General features: G+C 65.4%; 23 protein-coding genes. 9 read left to right on the forward strand and 14 right to left on the reverse strand.

Annotated features, from left to right (window positions below):
• Nucleotides 1-14: 14 nt before the first annotated feature.
• The 6 genes from MSM1_RS16015 to MSM1_RS16040 all read right to left on the reverse strand — a co-directional run bounded on the left by MSM1_RS16015 (nucleotide 15) and on the right by MSM1_RS16040 (nucleotide 4,892).
• Nucleotides 15-371: a TfoX/Sxy family protein gene (locus MSM1_RS16015; protein WP_213444255.1), complete on the reverse strand. Its 357-nt coding sequence runs from the start codon at nucleotides 369-371 to the stop codon at nucleotides 15-17.
• 221 nt (nucleotides 372-592) lie between these two features.
• The gene (locus MSM1_RS16020; RefSeq protein WP_213444257.1) at nucleotides 593-766 is read right to left on the reverse strand and encodes a hypothetical protein; all 174 of its coding nucleotides are present in this window, start codon (nucleotides 764-766) and stop codon (nucleotides 593-595) included.
• A gap of 57 nt (nucleotides 767-823) precedes the next feature.
• Nucleotides 824-1,291: a helix-turn-helix transcriptional regulator gene (locus MSM1_RS16025; RefSeq protein ID WP_213444259.1), complete on the reverse strand. Its 468-nt coding sequence runs from the start codon at nucleotides 1,289-1,291 to the stop codon at nucleotides 824-826.
• 1,160 nt (nucleotides 1,292-2,451) lie between these two features.
• A complete protein-coding gene (locus tag MSM1_RS16030; protein WP_307857412.1) occupies nucleotides 2,452-3,729 on the reverse strand; it encodes an alpha-hydroxy acid oxidase in 1,278 nt (425 codons plus the stop codon).
• Nucleotides 3,730-3,738: 9 nt separating this feature from the next.
• The gene (locus tag MSM1_RS16035; protein ID WP_213444263.1) at nucleotides 3,739-4,251 is read right to left on the reverse strand and encodes a nucleoside deaminase; all 513 of its coding nucleotides are present in this window, start codon (nucleotides 4,249-4,251) and stop codon (nucleotides 3,739-3,741) included.
• Nucleotides 4,252-4,304: 53 nt separating this feature from the next.
• The gene (locus MSM1_RS16040) at nucleotides 4,305-4,892 is read right to left on the reverse strand and encodes a peroxiredoxin (protein ID WP_213444265.1); all 588 of its coding nucleotides are present in this window, start codon (nucleotides 4,890-4,892) and stop codon (nucleotides 4,305-4,307) included.
• Nucleotides 4,893-4,999: 107 nt separating this feature from the next.
• Between MSM1_RS16040 and MSM1_RS16045 the strand changes: the two genes are divergently transcribed.
• Complete coding sequence (locus MSM1_RS16045) at nucleotides 5,000-5,938, forward strand: hydrogen peroxide-inducible genes activator (RefSeq protein WP_213444543.1); 939 nt, start codon at nucleotides 5,000-5,002, stop codon at nucleotides 5,936-5,938.
• Nucleotides 5,939-5,978: 40 nt separating this feature from the next.
• Here MSM1_RS16045 and MSM1_RS16050 read toward each other — a convergent pair whose 3' ends face one another.
• Complete coding sequence (locus MSM1_RS16050; RefSeq protein ID WP_213444267.1) at nucleotides 5,979-6,164, reverse strand: bacterioferritin-associated ferredoxin; 186 nt, start codon at nucleotides 6,162-6,164, stop codon at nucleotides 5,979-5,981.
• Between the two features lie 410 nt (nucleotides 6,165-6,574).
• On the opposite strand from MSM1_RS16050, the gene bfr reads away from it, so the two are divergent.
• From bfr to MSM1_RS16065, 3 genes are all read left to right on the forward strand, one after another.
• The gene (gene bfr / locus MSM1_RS16055) at nucleotides 6,575-7,057 is read left to right on the forward strand and encodes a bacterioferritin (protein ID WP_213444269.1); all 483 of its coding nucleotides are present in this window, start codon (nucleotides 6,575-6,577) and stop codon (nucleotides 7,055-7,057) included.
• A gap of 66 nt (nucleotides 7,058-7,123) precedes the next feature.
• Nucleotides 7,124-8,476: a glutamine synthetase family protein gene (locus tag MSM1_RS16060; protein WP_213444271.1), complete on the forward strand. Its 1,353-nt coding sequence runs from the start codon at nucleotides 7,124-7,126 to the stop codon at nucleotides 8,474-8,476.
• A gap of 2 nt (nucleotides 8,477-8,478) precedes the next feature.
• Nucleotides 8,479-9,606 carry an amidohydrolase family protein gene (locus MSM1_RS16065; RefSeq protein WP_213444274.1) on the forward strand — a complete coding sequence of 376 codons (1,128 nt, stop codon included), beginning with the start codon at nucleotides 8,479-8,481 and terminating at the stop codon, nucleotides 9,604-9,606.
• Between the two features lie 118 nt (nucleotides 9,607-9,724).
• Here MSM1_RS16065 and MSM1_RS16070 read toward each other — a convergent pair whose 3' ends face one another.
• Nucleotides 9,725-10,168 (reverse strand): DUF6188 family protein, encoded by a 444-nt coding sequence (locus MSM1_RS16070; protein WP_213444277.1) that lies wholly within the window; start codon nucleotides 10,166-10,168, stop codon nucleotides 9,725-9,727.
• Between the two features lie 249 nt (nucleotides 10,169-10,417).
• Between MSM1_RS16070 and MSM1_RS16075 the strand changes: the two genes are divergently transcribed.
• Nucleotides 10,418-10,807: a hypothetical protein gene (locus tag MSM1_RS16075; protein WP_213444544.1), complete on the forward strand. Its 390-nt coding sequence runs from the start codon at nucleotides 10,418-10,420 to the stop codon at nucleotides 10,805-10,807.
• Between the two features lie 207 nt (nucleotides 10,808-11,014).
• Complete coding sequence (locus tag MSM1_RS16080; protein ID WP_236056442.1) at nucleotides 11,015-11,551, forward strand: hypothetical protein; 537 nt, start codon at nucleotides 11,015-11,017, stop codon at nucleotides 11,549-11,551.
• Nucleotides 11,552-11,599: 48 nt separating this feature from the next.
• On the opposite strand, the gene MSM1_RS16085 is transcribed toward MSM1_RS16080, so the two are convergent.
• The 5 genes from MSM1_RS16085 to MSM1_RS16105 all read right to left on the reverse strand — a co-directional run bounded on the left by MSM1_RS16085 (nucleotide 11,600) and on the right by MSM1_RS16105 (nucleotide 15,718).
• On the reverse strand, nucleotides 11,600-11,866 hold the full coding sequence (locus MSM1_RS16085; protein ID WP_213444279.1) for a DUF1918 domain-containing protein: 267 nt from the start codon (nucleotides 11,864-11,866) through the stop codon (nucleotides 11,600-11,602).
• 224 nt (nucleotides 11,867-12,090) lie between these two features.
• Nucleotides 12,091-13,077 (reverse strand): diacylglycerol acyltransferase/mycolyltransferase Ag85B, encoded by a 987-nt coding sequence (gene ag85B, locus MSM1_RS16090; protein WP_213444281.1) that lies wholly within the window; start codon nucleotides 13,075-13,077, stop codon nucleotides 12,091-12,093.
• A gap of 98 nt (nucleotides 13,078-13,175) precedes the next feature.
• Nucleotides 13,176-14,075: an LLM class F420-dependent oxidoreductase gene (locus MSM1_RS16095; protein ID WP_213444284.1), complete on the reverse strand. Its 900-nt coding sequence runs from the start codon at nucleotides 14,073-14,075 to the stop codon at nucleotides 13,176-13,178.
• A gap of 18 nt (nucleotides 14,076-14,093) precedes the next feature.
• Nucleotides 14,094-14,645 (reverse strand): YceI family protein, encoded by a 552-nt coding sequence (locus tag MSM1_RS16100; protein ID WP_213444286.1) that lies wholly within the window; start codon nucleotides 14,643-14,645, stop codon nucleotides 14,094-14,096.
• Between the two features lie 59 nt (nucleotides 14,646-14,704).
• Nucleotides 14,705-15,718 (reverse strand): alcohol dehydrogenase catalytic domain-containing protein, encoded by a 1,014-nt coding sequence (locus tag MSM1_RS16105; RefSeq protein ID WP_213444288.1) that lies wholly within the window; start codon nucleotides 15,716-15,718, stop codon nucleotides 14,705-14,707.
• A gap of 524 nt (nucleotides 15,719-16,242) precedes the next feature.
• Here MSM1_RS16105 and MSM1_RS16110 point away from each other — a divergent pair.
• From MSM1_RS16110 to MSM1_RS16120, 3 genes are all read left to right on the forward strand, one after another.
• Complete coding sequence (locus tag MSM1_RS16110) at nucleotides 16,243-16,677, forward strand: hypothetical protein (RefSeq protein WP_213444290.1); 435 nt, start codon at nucleotides 16,243-16,245, stop codon at nucleotides 16,675-16,677.
• 133 nt (nucleotides 16,678-16,810) lie between these two features.
• On the forward strand, nucleotides 16,811-17,551 hold the full coding sequence (locus MSM1_RS16115) for a glucose 1-dehydrogenase (protein WP_213444292.1): 741 nt from the start codon (nucleotides 16,811-16,813) through the stop codon (nucleotides 17,549-17,551).
• Between the two features lie 124 nt (nucleotides 17,552-17,675).
• A complete protein-coding gene (locus MSM1_RS16120) occupies nucleotides 17,676-18,524 on the forward strand; it encodes a family 16 glycosylhydrolase (protein WP_213444546.1) in 849 nt (282 codons plus the stop codon).
• Nucleotides 18,525-18,783: 259 nt separating this feature from the next.
• On the opposite strand, the gene MSM1_RS16125 is transcribed toward MSM1_RS16120, so the two are convergent.
• A complete protein-coding gene (locus tag MSM1_RS16125) occupies nucleotides 18,784-19,698 on the reverse strand; it encodes a class I SAM-dependent methyltransferase (protein ID WP_213444547.1) in 915 nt (304 codons plus the stop codon).
• Nucleotides 19,699-20,439: the final 741 nt, after the last annotated feature.

A 20,439-nucleotide genomic window follows, 5' to 3' on the forward strand; every position in this document is an offset into this window, starting at 1 on the left:
ACACCCCGTCCCGGTCACCTCGGGGGCAGGCTGCGCGCGTAATCTGCGCCCCGAGCCACCCAACTGCGCAGCTGGCGTTTGGTTTTCACACCGGCACCGGCCACCCGCAACCAGCCCCGGACTTCACGGCCCGCCATCACCATGGCACTGACGTGCGCGCGTCCCAGCAGCTTGTCGGTGTCTTGGGGCGGCACCCGCACCAGCAGGCCGCCCTGGCCGCTGGCCGCGACCGCCATGTTTCCTGCGATGAGAAAGGCGAGCCCGCCGAACATCGGCTTCTCCTCGACAGCGGGGGGTGCGCCCACCTCGACGCCGCCCAGCGGTGCCAGCAGCTCGCGGATCCGGTTTGCGAGTTCGGTGTCATAGGCCATAGACAGACGGTAACGCCAGTCACCGACGCCGGTGGTGGTGTCAATCCAGATCCACCCGAATGGTCAGGGTGCCCAGCACCGCCACGCCGTTGAGTCCGGGTAGGCTCCGCAGCCGCTCCTGCGGGTCGTCGGCGGGCGGCAGCTGCGCGGTTTCGCTACGCCTTCGCCCGTGCGCGCGCAGCCGCGCCGCGAGCGCCCGCGGCCCACCTCTTCACGACGCGTCATGGCCTGAATCCAGTCGGCCAACGTAAACGCTTGGTGAACTTCTTCGTTTCGGCAGCTGAAGTGGAGTGCTTTTCGTTGCGCTCGCCGGGAGCGGGGCGACGATTGGCCACATGCTCGACCGAGCAAAGCTGAGCGAGGACAGCCGCCGCGCCTTGCTCGACGAATTGCACGCGCTGCTAGAACAGACCACACCACAGGATCTGAGATTGACAGAAATCCTGGCGCTGCTAGCCGTACTCACTCCCGTCGCCGCGCGCAGCCAGGGCGCCCCAGCCCCTGTCGTCACGATCGAAACGCACGTGGCCCCAAACGATACGGCGGCGCAACTCCAGTAACAGCGCCTCGGTAGGCACCGGCCTCAAGGGGTTGGATGGTGTGGTCGGCGAGTTCGCCTGTACCGCTACGGGTTCGCTCCCTCCGCGGATGGCCTCGATACCGCCGGGCATCCATCCCAGTTTGTTTTCCACGACGGCATAGGTCCCCAGGCTGGCCTCGCGGACGCCGTTTTCGATGTCGGCCAGTGTCCGATCCGTTATCGGTAAGTCCTTGGCCAAGTCGATACGGTACTTATAGCCCAACGCGACACGACGGTTCACCACGTAGCGGCCCACCCGGGCTAGCCCATCGTCCGGCATGGTGATCATGATGCCACCATCAACCCCGGACACCGCTAATTGCTTGCTATTCTCAACCATTTTCAACACTAAATTAGCGGTTGCAAGTGGACGCATGTCGATATGTTTGCAAATGACTTGCAAAACATTGACATCGCTTCCTGTTGTTTCTAGTCTTTAGGGCGTGGTGGCGGTCAGGCAGCCGGTGGTGGCGGCTAGCCGAAACTCCGAGGGTGTCGGTGTCCGCCCGGGTGTTTCTCGGGGCGAGTTGGATGCGGCCGGGTCAATGTCGTCCCTGACTATCCACGCGCCAACTTCAACTACCACGGCCCCTGGGAGGTGGACATCATGTACCGCTCGGACTCGGGAGGGTTCGCTCTCTCAGGCGCACACTCGTCTGGCCATCAAAACGCCCAGTCACTACCCGCGCACGCCCGCTGGGTCAGCTCGGCCGGGGGCACCGCGGGGTGGGCGGCGGTGTCCGCCGACGCCACCCAGGCGAGGCTTTTCGAAGCCATTCTCCTAGCCGAACTCGTCCATTTGCGAGATCTTGCAGTATCCGTGCTGCCCCGAGGGAAATGGGGAGAGACTCGTCGAAGGCAGTCGCATACGGCGCTGCTCACCGAGGTGGAGGCCCGCATCGAGGAAATCCAGCGCCTCCTTCGGGCGCTACAGAACCGATTCCCGCATCCCCCCGTGGCCGGTGGGCCCTCGGGGAGGGCTGAAACGGCCGGGCGACCGGGTCCGGCCTGTGCCGGTGAGCTGGGAGGCCCGCCGAGGTCGCAGCGGGCACAGCCGCGGAAGCCGGCAAATCGTGTTTCCAACGGCAGCTAGCCGCCACGCAATTCGGTGGTCCCGGGCCAGTGATCCCGTCATCACACCGGGCCCGACCCTACGTCGCTGTCAACCCAGGGCGGTTAAGGCTTTCCAGCATCTCGAGTTGATCTCGCCTTACCTGACCGCGGGCACGGAACGCTCCTCGCCGGTCATGCTGACATCGGAGCGGAGTTGACGTGGAGGCGCCCCGACACCGCGCGATCACCATGGCGACACCCGCTGATAGGCCGTTGTCGGGCACCGCGCCAGCGAGCACGTTCGCGTTGATACGCCAGTCCAACTAGGGGATCAACGCCCAACGCCGAAGTGTGCGAGCGCACGTAACGAGCGCGATCCGCGCGGGTGCCGGATATCACCGGTGGATGACCAGCACATGGAATAACCAGAATAACCACCGTCAGACGTCACCCGCGTGGGCACGGCTCAACCGGGATCAGCCGCCGCAGCTGGGTCACATGCTTGGGCGTCAGCTCCTGCAGGCGGGTGACGCCGAGCAGCCGCATGGTCCGGCTAAGCTGACCCGAGAGGATCTCAATGGCACGGCGCGCGCCGGCCTCACCACCGGCCATCAATCCATACAAGTACGCGCGCCCGACGAGGGTAAATCGCGCCCCCAGCGCGATTGCGGCGACGATATCGGCACCGGACATGATGCCGGTGTCGAGCAGGATCTCGGTGTCCTTACCCAGCTCGGCGGCCACCGAAGGCAACAAGTGAAACGGCACCGGCGCCCGGTCGAGTTGACGGCCGCCGTGATTGGACAACACGATGCCGTCGGCGCCGGCGGCCACGGCTGCACGGGCGTCGTCGAGCGTCTGGATGCCCTTGACGACGAGCTTGCCGGGCCACTGGGATTTGATCCAGGCCAGATCCGCGAATGTGAGACTGGGGTCGAACATGGTGTCCAAATATTCGGCCACGGTGCCCGGCCAGCGATCCAGCGAGGCGAAGGCCAGGGGCTCGGTTGTCAGCAAGTCAAACCACCAGCGCGGATGGGCCAGCGCGTCCAGCGCGGTGCGCAGCGTCAACGCGGGCGGGATCGTCATCCCGTTGCGGGCGTCGCGCAACCGTGCGCCAGCGACCGGAACGTCGACGGTGACCAGCAGGGTGTCGAACCCCGCGCCGGCGGCCCGGCGCACCAACGCCATCGACCGCTCCCGATCGCGCCACATGTAGAGCTGAAACCATTTGCGGCCCGTGGGAATGGCTGATGCCACGTCTTCGATGGCGGCGGTGCCCAAGGTGGACAGCGAAAACGGAATCCCCGCCGCGGCGGCGGCCCGGGCACCGGCGACCTCGCCCTCGGTGTGCATCAGCCGGGTAAACCCGGTCGGCGCGATTCCGAACGGCAACGCGACCGGTTGTCCGAGGACCTCCCAGCCGGTGTGTACGTCGGTGACATCGCGCAGGATCATCGGGTGAAACTCGATGTCGCAGAAGGCTTGCCGGGCGCGCTGCAAGGTCAGCTCGTCCTCGGCGGCGCCGTCAGCGTAGTCGAATGCGGCCTTCGGCGTCCTGCGCTGGGCGATGCGCCGCAGATCCTGGATGGTCAGCGCGGCCTCCAGGCGCTGCCTGGTCCGGTTCAGTCGGGGCCTGCGGAACCGGATCAGCGGCGCGAGGTCGCGGACCTTCGGCACCCGCCGCTTGGCCGCCCCCGTGAGCGGTGCGCGCTTGTCAGCCACGCCGGCCATTTAACCAGTGATCTGCGACGGTGCTGACGGTGCTTCTCGCCTGAACCTGGCCTCATAGAGGGCCTTCAGCTCATCCTGAAGGGCCGGGGCCGGGCCGTCGACCAGGGCCCCGGGCGCGACGGTAGGGATCGGTAGTGGCGCCACCGGCGGCGGTGGCGCCTGCCATTCCGCGAGCCAGCGATGGAGCTGGGCCGCCGATGTCGCGTACACGATGCGCCCGAGGCCGACCCACGCATGGGCGGCGGCGCACATCGGGCAGTGCTCGCAGGAGGTGTAAACGGTCGCGCGAACACGATCGGGCGGGGCCAAATGCGCTGCTGCCCAGCGGGCTATAGCCAACTCGGGGTGCTGGGTGTGGTCACCGCTCCCGGACCGGTTGCGATCCTCGTAGAGGATCCGGGCGTCGCCGCCCACCAGAATCGAACCGAACGGCGCATCCCCGTGGTCCAGTGCGATGCGCGCAAGTTCAACACAGCGGCGCAAATGCCCGAGGTCGACCTCATTGAGAGCCACAGCCCAAAAATGTAGCGCGTTTCGGCCAGCTGTCGCTGCTCGGTACGGTTTCGTCAGGCCGACTTCTTGAGCTCCTCGCCGGCGTCGATGGTCGGCTCACCCTGACGCCAGTTACAGGCACACAGCTCACCGGACTGCAGCGCGTCGAGCACCCGCAGCACCTCATCGACGTTGCGACCCACCGACTCGGGGGTCGCCGAAACGAATTGGATCACGTTGTCGGGGTCCACGATGAAGGTCACCCGGTCGGCAACGCCCTGGTTGTTCAGCACGCCGGTAGCCGTGACCAGCTCACGCTTGATGTCCGAGAGCATCGGGAACGGCAGGTTCTTGAGGTCCGGGTGCTGCGCCCGCCAGTGGAAGTGCACGAATTCGCTGTCCACGGAAACGCCCAGGACCTGTGCGTCTCGGTCAGCGAATTCGTCGTTGAGCTTGCCGAACGTGGCGATCTCGGTCGGGCACACGAAGGTGAAGTCCTTCGGCCAAAAGAAAATTACCCGCCACTTACCCGGGTAATCGTCACTGCTGATGGTGGTGAAGTAGTCTCCGGGCTGCGTGGCGCCGATCTCCGACAGGTCGCCGGGTCGCAGCGCAACGAGCCGATAGGTTGGGAACTGATCACCAATGGTCAGTAGTGGCATGTTGCTCCTTTGGTTCCGATGTACCTGCGCCAAGAATCATCCTGCACAGAAATCACCCAAAAGTAAAAGTGATATTTCCCACTATAATAATAGGTATGTCCGATAGAGTGTCCGACAGAGCTTATCAACCCACGATCGCGGGCCTGCGAGCGTTCGCGGCGGTCGCGGAAAAACATAACTTCAGCAGCGCCGCAACCGCTTTGGGAGTGAGTCAGTCGACGTTGTCGCAGGCATTGAGCGCGCTGGAAACGGGCCTCGGCGTCCGGCTGATCGAGCGATCGACGCGACGGGTGTTCTTGACGGCGGAGGGCAGACGGCTGCTGCCGCACGCACAAGCAGTGGTGGAAGCGATGGCGGGCTTCACCGCCGCAGCGGCTGGGACAGCCGACCCGCTGCGCGGCGGCATCCGTCTGGGGCTGATCCCGACGGTGGCCCCCTACGTGCTGCCGACGGTCCTGGCGGGATTGGCCGATCAGCTGCCCGCGCTGACGGTGCGGGTCATCGAGGACCAGACCGATCGCCTGCTCACCGCGCTCCGCGATGGAGCACTCGATGCCGCGCTGATCGCCCTGCCGGCCGGCATCAGTGGAATCAGCGAGATCCCGATCTACGACGAAGATTTCGTATTGGTGCTGCCTCCCGGGCACGCGCTATCGGGCAAACGGCGGGTCCCGCCGGCAGCGCTGGCCCAATTGCCGCTGCTGCTGCTCGACGAGGGCCACTGCCTGCGTGACCAGGCCCTGGACGTCTGCCGCCAGGCGGGCGTACGCGCCACGGTGGCCAACACCCGGGCGGCGTCCTTGGCGACGGCGGTGCAATGCGTCGCCGGCGGGCTGGGAGTGACACTGATCCCGCAGAGCGCGGTGCCCGTCGAGGCCGCGCGCAGCCGCCTGGGCCTGGCCTGCTTCGCCGCGCCGCGGCCGGGACGACGCATTGGGCTGGTATTCCGGTCTTCCAGCGGCCGCGAGGCGCCTTACCGAAAACTCGCCCGGCTGATCGGCGAGTTGGTCAGCCGGGACCGTGACGTTCGCCCGGTCAGTCCGTGATAGGAGTTCGACGCTCACTCATGCTGGCGCGCACCGAAGCTCAGCGCGACGGGCTCGCGTGCAGCGGCGAACCGGAGGCGATGATTGCCCGCAGGGTGTGCCGGCACCGCCCGCAGTCGGCGCCGGCACCGCATGCCTCGGCGATCTCCTTAGATGTCGATGCACCGCGAGCGACGACCTCAGACACCGTCTGAGTCGTCGCACCGACACACAGACACACGTACATCAGCACCGTCCCTCTGCCGGATCCGGATCGCCTCGGTTGCGCCCACCGCAGCCACGCCATCGGGGATGTCTGAGCGAGGCACCTTAGAGCAGTCTAACCTAAGTTAGTCAGGGGAGTCTAACCTCGCCGGATGACGCGATGGCCGCAGAAGCATCGCGGTGGGTGTGCGGTAGAGCTGCCGAGTTGCGCGACTCGGCGGCGCGCAACGCCGCGCCCGAGCCGCACGGCACGCCCATCCATCACGCCCGGCCACGACCGGCCCGCCCGGCTTGCCGCGGGCCGGCACCCGGCTTTTGTCGCCGTCGGTTAGATTGATCCGGGCAGGCTGGGTGGTTCCGCCAATCGGGCCGCGCCGGGCTGGCTAGCATCGCGTTACACGTTCGACAGCGTTAATCACCCAAGGAGTGACCATGCAAGGCGACCCGGATGTTTTGCGCCTGCTCAACGAGCAATTGACCAGTGAGCTCACCGCCATCAACCAATACTTCTTGCACTCCAAGATGCAGGAGAACTGGGGTTTTACCGAGCTGGCGTCCCGCACCCGCGCGGAGGCTTTCGACGAGATGCGGCACGCCGAAATGGTTACCGACCGAATACTTTTGCTTGACGGGTTGCCGAACTATCAGCGCCTCGGGTCGCTGCGCGTCGGCCAGACGCTGCGCGAGCAATTCGAGAGCGATCTCGCGATCGAATTCGACGTGATGAACCGCCTGAAACCGGGGATCATCCTGTGCCGGGAAAGACAAGACAGCACCAGCGCGCAGCTCTTGGAAAAAATTGTCGCCGACGAGGAGGGCCACATCGATTATCTGCAAACACAGCTGGAATTGATGGACAAGCTGGGCGAGCAACTCTACGCGGCCCAGTGCGTTGCCCGCCCGCCGACGACATAAGCCCGGCCCGGTCGGAGTAGCCCGGCATCCGCGTCCCGGCATACCCGGCCCTGCACAATGGGTGTCATGACCGTCGCGCCGCTGGCCGCCGCAGCGATCGCCCAATTGGAGGTCGAGGGGGTGGACGCCGTCATCGGCACCGTCGTGAACCCCGCGGGTCTCATGCAGGCCAAGACCGTGCCGATACGCCGGACCAACACATTTGCCAATCCGGGGTTAGGTGTCAGCCCTGTCTGGAATGCCTTCGCCATTGATCAAAGCGGCATCGCCTTCACAGACGATATCGGTGTCGTCGGCGATTATCGTGTCCGCATCGATCTGTCGGCGCTGCGGATCATCGGCGACGGATTGGCCTGGGCGCCGGCTGCCTTCTTCGACCAGGACGGTAGCCCGCTTCCGGTGTGCAGCCGCGGGACCCTCAGCCGGATCGAGGTCGCGCTGGCCGAGGCCGGCCTGCATGCCGTCATCGGACATGAGATCGAGTTCCTCCTGGTCAATCCCGACGGCAGTCGGCTACCGTCGACGCTGTGGGCGCAGTACGGTCTCGCCGGTGTGCTCGAGCATGAGGGGTTCGTTCGTGATGTCACCGCCTCGGCCACGGCCGCGGGTGTCGGTATCGAGCAGCTTCATCCCGAATACGGCGCTAACCAGTTCGAGATTTCGTTAACGCCGCAGTCGCCGGTCGCCGCCGCCGACCAGCTGGTGCTGGCCCGGCTCATCATCGGCCGCGTTGCCCGCCGTCATGGGCTGCGCGTCAGCCTCTCACCTGCTCCCTTTGTCGACAGCGTCGGATCCGGTGCCCATCAACACTTTTCGCTAACAACTTCGGAAGGGCCACTGTTCTCCGGCGGAGCAGGCGCACGAGGCATGACGTCGGAGGGTGAGAGTGCGGTGGCGGGCGTGCTTGCCGGCTTACCCGAGGCGCAGGGCATCTTATGCGGATCGATTGTGTCGGGCCTGCGGATGCGCCCCCACAATTGGGCTGGGGCCTATGTGTGCTGGGGAGCTGAAAATCGTGAGGCAGCACTGCGATTCGTCAGCGGCGGCCCCGCAAGTCCCTATGGCGGCAATGTTGAGGTGAAAGTAGTCGATCCGTCGGCCAATCCCTATTTCGCATCGGCCGCAATCCTCGGGCTGGCACTCGACGGAATTAAACACAAGGCTAGGCTTCCACCGGAAACGACGGTGGACCCGGCTGGGCTTTCCGATCGGGATCGCGACCGTGCCAAGATTGTGCCACTGACGACTAGTCAGACGGCAATGATTGCAGCACTGGATAATTCGCGCGTAATGCGGGCTATTTTAGGTGATCCTGCGATCGACGCTCTGGTGGCGGTCCGACGTCTGGAGCACGAACAGTATGGTGACCTCAGTCCCGAGCAACTGATTGAGAAATTTCGCATGGCCTGGAGCGTGTGAGCATGCTCGGTCCCGCCGGTTCCGCTCTGGCGCAGCACCTCGCCGACGTGCAGCTGATCGATCAGCATGCGCATGGCTGCTGGCTGACGGCGGGGGACCGGAAGCGCTTCGAGAATGCTCTGAACGAGGCCAACACCGAACCGCTCGCCGAGTTCGACACCGGATTCGATTCGCAGCTTGGCTTCGCCGTGCGAGCTCACTGTGCCCCGATCCTGGGATTGCCTAAACATGCTGACCCCCAGGCATACTGGGAACGCCGCTGCCAGCTCGCCGAGACCGAGCTGGCCCGCCGATTCCTGCGCGGCGCCGGGGTCTCTGCCTGGCTGATAGATACCGGGATCGAGGGGGTGGCCGGAGTTGCCGAGCTCAGCGAGTTGTCTGGGGGTCGCGGTTACGAGGTGGTTCGCCTCGAGCAGGTGGCCGAGCAGGCCGCGCGGGCGTCGGGGGACTACGCGTCGGCGTTCGCGGAAATCCTGCACCGGCGCAGCGCCACCGCCGTCGCCACCAAATCCGTCCTGGCGTATCGGGGGGGATTCGAGGGCGATCTGAGCGAACCGCCTGCCGCGCAGGTGGCCGACGCCGCCGACCGGTGGCGCGCCGCCGGCGGTGTGCGACTACGAGACCGGGTTCTGCTGCGGTTCGGCTTGCATCAGGCGCTGCGGCTGGGCAAGCCACTGCAATTGCATGTCGGCTTTGGCGACCGGGACGCTGACTTGCGTAAAGCCAATCCGCTGTACCTGCTGGATTTTCTGCGCGGGTCGGGCAACACCCCGATCGTGTTGCTGCACTGCTACCCCTACGAGCGCGAGGCCGGCTATCTGGCGCAGGCCTTCAACAACGTCTACCTTGACGGTGGCCTGTCGCTGAGCTATCTGGGAGCACGCGGGCCGGCGTTCCTCGCCAGAATGTTAGAGATGGCGCCCTTTCGCAAGATCGTGTACTCATCCGATGGCTTCGGGCCCGCCGAACTGCACTTCCTGGGCGCGACGTTGTGGCGCAAAGGTCTTTATCAGGTGTTGCGCGGGTTTGTCGATCACGGCGACTGGAGCGAGTCCGACGCCGTGCGGGTGGCAAATCTCATCGCCCGTGACAACGCGGCGCGGATATACCGCCTCGATACGGCCGGCTGATGACGCAATGAATGACGGGAATGACGGGTGAGAGCGCATTGGTCGCCCCGGTTTCCCGACCGATGCGGTGGCGATGACGCGCAGCGCCCGGGGCTTGCGCGGCGGGCGGGCCGTCGGTTCAGTCGGCAAGGTTGCTGGCCGGGCCGTTCTCGCTGTCCGGTATGTCGTGGCGCACGACCCGCACCTTGCCGCGCGCCAGGCAGGCAGCGTAGCCGTGGTACTTGCCGTACAGCTCCCAGGCGGTGACCCGGCGGTCCGGCGGCACGTCGATCCGGTGTCCGTCGGAGAACTCCAGATGCAGATCACCGCTGTCATACCAGACAACACTGGTGCATGTCGTCCCGGCGAAGTCAAAAAGGGGGCGCTCCTCCACGGCGATGTCCCGCGGGTCGATCGAGACCACCTCGACGGGTGACGTTTCGGTCGCGGGCAGGGTGAGGCGCAGCGGCACCGAGATGACCAGCTCGTTGTAGTCATCGAAGTACAGCACGAGGCCGTCGCGGAACATGATCCGCTGGACCGTGCAGCCCTCCAGCCACTGCTTCACCGTCTGTTCAGCCATGTCTTTAACTGTGACCGCAATAAGCCATATGCACAAGAGCGGGTGCCACCGGGGGCGGCGCCCTTGTACGGACGGTCGATACGCGTTAGCGTTTCGACGTCCGCCACCACGATCGATCAAGACGGAGTGATCGCCATCGACACGCAGATCAGTGCCACCGTGCACGACGCGAAACGGACCACCGCCGACCAAACAGTGGATGACGGTGAGGCACCGGTCATAGTCAGCTTGGTCGACGCGGCTATGCAGATGTTTAACGCCGCGATCGACGCTCTGCCAGACGCCAGCGATCCCGAGTTTTCCGCACGCGCGGCCGTCATCCTGTCCGGTTTGCGGAAGCTTCAAGCCGCGTTGACGCGCGCGGCGTCGCGGGAACGGGCGACGCCGTCGGTGATCGTGGCGCTCAGCGGGGTTCGAACCCGCTATGACGATCTGATGAGCATGGTCGCCTCGGCACCCGGTGCGACCTTGGGCCAGCAACTCTATGTCGCGCGCCGGCGCGCCAAGCTTTCCGCCCAGGAAACCGCCAACGGTGCCGGTCTGCGTGCGGATCTGCTCGACGCCATCGAAGCCGACGAAATCCCGACCGCGGACGAGGCGGCCCGCATCAAGGAACTCATCGCAGCCCTGGGCGGCTAACCGCGGCCTGGCGCCGGCGCGTCCGCACCCAGGCCCACACCGGCCGTCACCGGCCAGGATCGTTGCGATCAGGATTCGGAGTTAGGCTAGAGCTAACTTGGTGTCGGCGGTGAGGTCGCCATGTTCGAGACGCTGATGTCCGCGTTGCGCGTATCCGCGCCGACCCACCGACGAGGGGAATGGCTCCGCTCGCCGGGGGTCCGGGCGATGACCGCCGCAACGCTCCTGGTGTCGCTGGTGTTGGGGGGCGCTTTTGTCTCGATCGGGCGGCTGCATTCGTCGCCGTCGGACTTTCTCGATCACCCCACCAACCCAGTCAGCGACGCTGTTAGTGAGGCTCAAGTCGTCGAGCCGGCCAGAGAAATAGTCACCTTGGCTCGGCTACAGAAGCCGACAGCTAGCTATCTGCTGATGTCCTGCAAGAACCACGACGAGCCTCCGTATCAGGGTGCCCTTTACCTGAACTTCTGGCTGCCCGCCGGCACCAGCGTGGACACCTATTTTCACAACGTCACGGCGACGATGCTTACGCACGGGTGGCGCGAAGGTCTCCCGCCCAACCAGCATCTGCACGGCAACACCCTCTACAAGGACGGCGTCACCGCCATCATCTACCGCAGCAGCGATGACGCCACCCTGGGGATTCTCCGTCTTTATGGCCAATGCCGGAACACCGGCAACCACCGCGACGACACCACCGGCTGGGTTGACATCACCGAGAGGCTCAATCAAAACCTGGGATGAGCCCGGGCTCGGCGGTTTAGCCGCCGGTCCGCACGCGGCGCTCGATCGCTATCCGCTGTGGCTGTGCTGAGCGGTTGCGTGCTCCGCGGCCACCCGAGACCGCGCTCGCTGGTCGAATTCCTCCAATTCCGCGGGGGTGAGCACGAGCGCGTCCGGTCCGGGAAACACCGTCGTTTCATGGCCGCTGGAGGTCCATCGCACGACATAGGGTGGCGACCCGTCGGCGGACCGCACCTCGGTGATCACTCCGCGCTGCTCCGGCCGCTCAACCGTCGTACCCTTGATCACCAGCCAATCGCCAACATGAGCCTTCATCGCCCCTCCTTTCCATCACTTCCCTACCGATTGTGCTCGTCGAGCAGCGCTTGGGAAAGGGGACCGCGGTGACCGACCGGAAATGCGCGCACCAACCGCGGGGCACGGCCACTCGTCCCGCGTCGGCGGCCCCCAGCACTGCCGCATCGGGATAGCGGCTGTGGCGCTGCCGCCGTTGCGGGTTTACCGGTCGCGGTCCATCGGCCACGGGCGCGGCTCGCCGGCTAGGCCGCGCCGCTGGCACCCAGCGAGCGCTGCAGGTCGGGCTTCATCGCCTGCAGCTGCGCGCCCCAATACTCCCAGCTATGCGTGCCGCTGTCCGGGAAGTTGAACACCGCGTTGTGACCGCCGGCGGCGTAGTAGGCGTCCTGAAACTTGAGGTTGCTGCTCCGCACAAAGTTCTCGAGGAACTCGGCGGGAACATTGGCGCCACCCAACTCCGACGGGGTGCCGTTGCCGCAATAGACCCACAGCCGGGTGTTGTTGGCAACCAGCTTGGGGATCTGCACCGTCGGGTCATTGGCCTGCCACGCCGGATCGCTCGGCGGGCCCCACATGTCCACGGCATGGTACCCGCCGGCGTCACCCATCGCGAGGTTGATCAGGGAGGGGCCCATCCCCGAGGAGGGATCCATCAGCGCCGACATCGAGCCCGCGTAGACGAACTGCTGGGGGTGGTAGGCGGCCAGTATCAGCGCGGACGCACCCGCCATGGACAGACCGATCGCGGCGCTGCCCGTGGGCTTGACCCCGCGGTTGGATGACAGCCACCCCGGCAGCTCACTGGTCAGGAAGGTTTCCCATTTGTACGTCTGGCAACCGGCTTTGCCGCAGGCCGGCTGGTACCAGTTGGTGTAGAAACTGGACTGCCCGCCGACGGGCATGATCACCGACAGGCCCGACTGGTAGTACCACTCGAATGCGGCCGTGTTGATGTCCCAACCGTTGTAGTCGTCCTGCGCGCGCAGTCCGTCGAGGAGATACAGCGCCGGCGAGTTGGGCCCGCCGCTTTGGAACTGGACCTTGATGTCGCGGCCCATCGCCGGCGAGGGCACCATCAGGTATTCGACGGGCAGCCCCGGCCTGGAGAAGGCCCCCGCGGTCGCCGCACCGCCGGCGAGGCTGATCAGGCCCGGCAACGCCACGGCCGCAACCGCGGCCACCAGCAGCCGGCGCGTCCAACCCCGCATCTTCTTGCTCACCTGGATCATGTTTGTGCCCCTTGTTCGGTCGTATGCCGCCACGGCCATGGGCAAAACTTACCTTGTCGATAGCCCGGATGTCGATCAGGACGCAAATACATCTCGATTCAATATCGGGATCGGGGAAAACCATTTCCAGTCTCGAATGCCTTGGCGACGTCGGCCGCGGTTGTCAACGCGGCGATATGGTCGTCAACCGACTCCAGACCGGCACCCATGGTGTTGATCGCCACGTGTGACGCTCCGGCATCGGCCCATGCGCGCAGCGCATCGGCGAGTTCCCCCGCATTGTCCCGCCAGGACACTCGGCCCTCCATGGCGATGCCGGCGGGGTCGCGGCCCGCGTCCGCGGCGGCGCGGCGAATCGACTGGAGTGCTTCATCGAGCCGCGGGCCGGGCCCCATCATGGGAAACCAACCGTCGGCCAGGCGGCCGATTCGCCGATAAGCGCGGGGGGAAGAGCCCCCGAACCACACCGGAATCGGGCGCTGCAGCGGTAGGGGTGCGAGTCCGGCCCCGGTCACGTGGTGAAAGGTGCCGTGATAGGTGACGGTTTCCTCGGTCCACAGCCGCCGCATGAGGTCGACTTGCTCTTCGCAGCGTCTGCCGCGAGTCGAGAAATCCTCGCCCAGCGCTTCATACTCCACGGCATTCCATCCGATCCCCACGCCGAGCCGCAGCCTGCCGCCGCTGAGCAGATCCACCTCAGCGGCCTGTTTTGCGACCAGAACAGCTTGCCGCTGAGGCAGAATCACGATAGCGGTTGCGAATTCCAGTGACGTGGTTATGGCCGCCAGATAGCCGAACATCACCAAAGGCTCGTGAAAGGTGCTGTGGATGTCATAAGGCCCATTCCAGCCGACATGGACTGCGGGGTCCGCGCCGACGACGTGATCGTAGGCCAGCAAGTGCGTGAAACCCAGCCCTTCGACGTGCTCGGCGTAGGCGCGCACGGCACCTGCGTCGGCGCCGATCTCCGTTTGCGGGAACACGACTCCCACTCGCATCTCGTCTCCTGCTATCAGTCAGGCCGCTTTGGGCCGGGTGGCGGAAAAGGACACGATGACCTCGTCGGCCACCTTCACCGAGCCCATCAGCAGTGAATAGGGCTTGACGCCAAAATCAGACTGGCGAACGGTGGCCTGGGTGGACATTCGCCACCAATCATCGAGGTCATCTGTTCGAAGGTCGATTTCGCGGTCACGTGTCTTGCCGTGGATCTGCAGCTTGCCGATAAGGCGATATCCCCTGCCGGTCTTTTGAATGCTCTCGGCGGCAAAGCAGATCCAGGGGAAGTGGTCGGCATCGAGCGTCCGCAACGCATTCGACCGGACCAAGGCCTTCTCCGGTGCGGACAGGGCCTTGACCCCGCCCTCTGCCTGCAGCACCTCGAGCGAATCTACCTCGACGGTCAGCTTCGCGCTGGTAGGTTCGCCATCGGCCCAGATCACCGTGACCTGCCACCGCTGCATTGCGATGGTGAGCCGATGCCCCATTCTCGCAGCTCTGCCCGTGACCCCCGTGCGGATAAGCAATTCCCCGTCGGATGCGTCCAGGATCCAGCGGTCGTCGGCCACACCCCGACTGTATCGGCTGCGGGCGTGCGGGCCGGAGACGGTGGCCGGAGACGGTGCCCTCACGTGGTCAGCACCATACGGTAGCGGGCCCGGCCGAGCTCCATCGTCGCGTACGCCGCCGCGGCCTCGGCTAGCGGTCGTCGCTCCACCCAGGGGCGCACCCCGGCGAGCACCGCGAAATTCATGGTCTCTTCGACATCGCGGGCAGTACCGGAAGGATGGCCGGTGATGCTGAGCCCGGCGGTTATCAGCTGAATCGGACTGACCGGCAGCGGGTCGGCGCTGACACCGAGGGCGACGAGCTCACCGCGGGGAAGCAGCCCGTCCACCGTTTGCGCCATCGCCGACGAGCTCCCGGCGGTGGCAAGCACGACAGCTGCACCGCCAAGTTGCCGAATAGCCTGCGCGACATTGGTTTTAGTGGAGTCGATATAGTGGTGGGCACCGAGGCGGTACGCATCGTGCTCTTTTTCGGGACCGCGGGCGATCGCGATGGTTTCAAAGCCCATGGCCCGGCAAAACTGCACTCCGAGGTGTCCCAGACCGCCAATGCCCAGCACCGCAACCCGGTCACCCGCTACCGCGTTCGTGCGGCGCAACGCGTTGTAGGTCGTCACCCCGGCGCAGCCCATTGGGGCGGCGTCGGCGAACGATAACGCGTCTGGAATCCGCGCCAGCGCGGTGGCCGGCACCACCGCCGACTCCGCGTAGCCGCCGGGGTAATGCCAGCTTGGAACTTGCAAATTCGCGCAGTGGATAAAGTCGCCCTTTCGGCACGGGGTGCAGTAGCTGCAATTGCCCCCGAACCACCCCACGGCGACGCGATCGCCGACGGCGAACTCGGCCACACCATCGCCCACCTCGGTGATTGTCCCAGCGATCTCATGCCCAGGGGTCAACGGCCAGGACATGTTCGGGAACTGGCCGCGAACAAAGGCCCGGTCGGTCCCGCAGATGCCGCACGCGGCGACCGCGAGGCGTACCTCGCCACGACCCGGTGAAGCGGTGTGGGCGTCGGTAAGCTCCAGCGGCCCACCGGGGGACCTTACCTGCACGGCTCGATAAGTCGTCATCGGCCTTCCTTAGGGTTACCGCAAAGACACGGTTCTGGTAAAGACGGTGGGCTTTCGTGCTCCTTCCTGCCGCGCGTTCATGGTAATGGGGGGTGGGGGCGCTGTGTGTGCCGTTGAGCACTGCGGGCCACGGCCGTCTGGGCGAGCCGGGCGATGGCCGTGGGCCGATGCGAGCACGCGGGACCGCCTTCTTCGACGCCATGCGCTCCGAACGGCTGTTCGTTTCCACCGGATTGCCGCGGTGCGGCGTTGTGTCGGCAATTCGTCGCCACGCCGTCGTACCGGCAGTTCGTCGCCGTGGTGCTGCGCCGCACCGAAACTCTGCGGCGCGAAGTGTTGTGGTGTTGTGCGGCCCGGAATTGCCATGCGGCCCCGCGATGGCGTGCGGCGCGACCTCGCCGCGCGGATCACTGCCCGATGGGGGTTGAGCAAACCGCGTTGTGGGCAGGCCCGGACCGGCTATGCTGTGGTCCAGGCCACCGGAGTATCGGACGGACCGGGTGACATAACACCAAGGGTGGATCATGATTCGCGAACTGCTCGTCGCCGCTGCCACGGCGGGTGCGGCCATCGGCATCGCGCCGGTTAGCGCCGCCGACCCTCAGCATTACGACGGCGATGTGCCGGGCATGAGCTATGACGCCTCGCTCGGCGCGCCGTGCGATAATTACCAGCGGTTTATCTTCGGCCGGGGCCCCGGTGGCCAGGTCGAGGCGTGCCATTTCATCATCAATCAGTTCCCGCCCGCACAGTCGGGCTACTGGGTGATCTCCTACCCGATATATGGGGTCCAGCAGGTGGGCGCACCCTGCGCGAATCCGCGTGGATCGGTGGCACAGACCCCCGACGGGTTGCCCATGATGTGCACCGAGCACGGGTGGCAGGTTGGGCAATTGACCGGCGGGGGATTCCCCATCGTCGGCGGGGGCTTCCCCTCTGACACCGGGATCACCGGCTAGCTACCGGCGCGAGGCGGCGCTCGCAACTCACCACCGACACCATCCTGCGCCACCCGAGCGGTGTTGCTGCGCCGCCGGGTTGGCCCCGCCGGTGTTCTCGTCCGGCTGCGGCCCTGCGGTAGCCTGACCCGGCATGGGACGCGTGGACGGTAAAGTCGCACTCATCAGCGGCGGCGCCCGGGGGATGGGCGCCGCTCATGCACGGTTGCTCGTGGCCGAGGGCGCGAAGACGGTGATCGGTGACATTCTTGACGCCGAGGGTGAGGCGCTGGCCGATGAGCTGGGAACCGCGTCACGCTACGTCCATCTCGACGTGACCGACCCCGATCAGTGGAAAACCGCGGTGTCCACGGCGGTGGATGAGTTCGGAAAGCTCAATGTGCTGGTCAACAACGCCGGCATCGTGAACCTGGGCCCACTGAAGACGATCAATTTGACCAAGTGGCGGCAGGTTCTCGATGTCAACCTCACCGGCACGCTGCTGGGCATGCAGGCCGTGATCGACCCCATGACCATCGCGGGTGGCGGATCGATTATCAACGTCTCATCGATCGAAGGCCTGCGCGGTGCCCCATGGGTGCACGGCTATGTGGCCTCCAAGTGGGCGGTTCGGGGTCTCACTAAATCGGTGGCGCTGGAACTGGCGCCGCAAAAAATCCGGGTCAACTCGATTCATCCGGGCTTCATCCGCACGCCGATGACCAAGTACCTGCCCGACAACACGGTGACTGTCCCGCTCGGGCGCCCAGGCGCCCCAACGGAAGTCTCGACGTTCGTGGTGTTCCTGGCCAGCGATGAGTCCTCGTATGCGACCGGTGCCGAGTTCGTCATCGATGGCGGCCTGATTGCCGACGTTCCCCGCAAAGCCCTATAGACCCCAGGCCCGTCGACCCGCCGGCGCCCCTGGGGAGCGTTCGTGAGACGTCGTTTGCTCCAATGTAACTCGGCGGCTTTATAGTGTCACTGTGCCTGAGGTGAGTCGGCGCGGCGCCCTGTTGATGATGGCGGCCAGTGTGATGGCGGCCACCGCCCCAATCCCACAGGCCCAGGCGTATTCCTTCCCACGGGACGCTCCGGTGAAACGGATGCCGGCACCGGCGGCGCCGCCCGGTGCCGCGACCGGAGGCTATCTTTTTCACGACGAGTTCGACGGGCCCGCCGGTTCGGCACCCAGCCCGGCGAGGTGGACGGTGGCGACCCACCGGACGCCTATTAAGAACCCGGTCGGATTTGACCGGCCGGAGTTTTGGTATCAATACCGCGACAGCCGCCAAAACGTGTTCCTCGACGGCAAGTCCAATCTTGTCTTGCGCGCCACAAAAGATTCGGCCACCTACTTCGGCGGTCTGGTGAGCGGCACTTGGCGTGGCGGTGTCGGCACCACCTGGGAAGCCCGGATAAAACTGAACTGCCTCACCGCGGGCTGCTGGCCCGCCTGGTGGTTGTCCAATGATGATCCCGATCGCAGTAGCGAAGTCGACGTGCTGGAGTGGTACGGCAACGGCTCGTGGCCTCCTGGTACCACGGTCCACGCCAACGCCATCGGCACAGCGTTTGAAACCCACCCGATCGCCGTGGACGGAGCCTGGCACCGATGGCGGGTCCGATGGGACCGGAACGGCTTCTACTTCTGGGAAGACTACGTCGACGGCGCAGAGCCGTACTTCACCGTTCCGGCGATCGGTATCGAGAATCTGGACGTGCCCATTCGCGAGTGGCCGTGGGACGAGCCGGGGTACACGATGTTTCCGGTTCTCAATCTTGCGGTCGGTGGTTCGGGTGGGGGCGATCCGGCGTCGGGTTCCTACCCGGCGGAGATGCTCGTCGACTGGGTGCGCGTGTGGTAGGGCAATGGCGTATGCTCGCCCTGGTGCGGTGGCAATGCTTGGCCGCCAATCTTATTCACCGGGAGTATCTCAACAGCCGGGAGGAGTGCAAGGTCCCCGGCCCAAAGTCCCAGCTCCGCCGCTCTCATCGTTCGCCGTCGGCTATTGGCGGTGACGCTCGACAGCTCACGGCCTTACACGCGTCACCATCATTCCCGGACGCTCCTGATCGGCCCGGGCGAAATGGCTCCCCGCCGCGCACTGCCGTACTGCGTGGAGTTCACCGCGTGGCGGTTATGTACTGGGAGTGCATGATGGAGTCGATCCGCATGTCGACGTCTGCGGGAGTTCTTCCGTAACTGGCCTGCAGCTCAGGATTTGTGCGGATGGGATCGACGGCCCACCCATGGGCGGCCAGCCATGCCGCGGGGCTGGTTTTGTTTTCGTGGTCGTAGGTCAAAGCGGAAAAATCGACCTCACCCGACATATTGACTCCCGGGAAGGCCGCCTCCAGGGCAGCGAACTGGTCCCAATCATGAAACGAGCCAAGGGCGCCGATCGCCACACGGCTGCCTGACGCTGACAACCGGTCGATGCGGGCAAAGAGGGTGTCTTGAGCGGCGGCGGTCAGGTAGGGCAGCACGCCCTCCACCGACCAGGCGGTGGGCCTTTGCGGATCGAATCCGGCCGCTGTCAGCGCCGCGGGCCAGTCCGCACGCAGATCTGCTGCCACTGCTTCGCGGTGAGCAGCGGGCTGAGCCCCGCATTCGGCGAGCACACGCGCCTTGAATTCCAGCACCTTTGGCTGGTCGAGTTCGAAAACGACAGTTCCGCCGGGCCACTCGAGCCGATACGCTCGACAGTCAAGTCCGGCCGCCACGATTACCGCCTGCCGTAGGCCGGCGTCGGCAGCAGCATGAAAGAACTCGTCAAAAAATCGTGTCTGCACACCGTAGAGACGTGGGAAAGCGGTCGCGTTCTCAGACTTCACTGGGTTTGCCAGCAACCCGGTAAGGTATGGGTCGCCCGAGGCGGTGATGAAATATTTTGCGAACTCGTCTCGCACCAGGGGCTGCCGGTCCATAGCGTGCACGGCGCGCCACCCCGCGACCAGCAACGCCGTATAGCCCACGCTGCTGATGATGTCCCACTGGTCGTTATCCGAGCGAGCCCATTTCGATTCGGGTGTGGTCATCATGAACCGCCTTTCCGCGCGCATCACCGGTCCGCCATGCTAGTTCCTCGCTAGTTCCTCCGTCAGGAACCAACCTATCCGCACCGGGACACCGTCGCCGAATCGCACCTTCGGCGCCCAGGTCCACCATCACGCCGGACGGCTCAAGGGTCCGGTAGCACCGATTACTGCCGCCCTCGATTTTTTGTGCGGGCTTGGCTGGTCGGACGAAGCCGGTTCTGGCTGGCCGGTGATGGCGATTCTGGCATGCGGGTGTGACACGTTGTCCGGTGTCGCTCCGCTGGGGCGGGCTCTCCTAAGGCCGGTGGGGTCGGTCGTCTCGCCGGGGCAAGGCTGCTGGGGGTTTTAGGTGAATGCGCAGCGGATTTTGAAAAATCGAAGCCAATACACCGGCGCATCCGTGCCCGCCCCACCGCGCCGCCGGTAACCGCGATCGCGCGTCTGACCGCCAGTACCTCATTGGGCACCTCATTGGGGGCGGATGCGGGCCGTTCGACATCCCGCCGACGAGCAGCCCTGGATTAGCCCGCGCACTGGCGATCGGCAAAAGCCCAGGCCAACCGGTTCTTCGGGACTCCGTTCGGGTCTCGCACATGCGTTAAATTAGCTCATGTCAGACACATGGCAAACTACTTGGAAAGCCGGATCCGCGATCATTGGGGCCCACGCGCCTTCCCATCGGGCCGCACAGCGTCTAAACTACGCGCGATGCCGCATTTGACGATGGCGCCGCAGAACGCG

The organism is Mycobacterium sp. SM1 (assembly GCF_018361265.1).
Taxonomy (GTDB): domain Bacteria; phylum Actinomycetota; class Actinomycetes; order Mycobacteriales; family Mycobacteriaceae; genus Mycobacterium.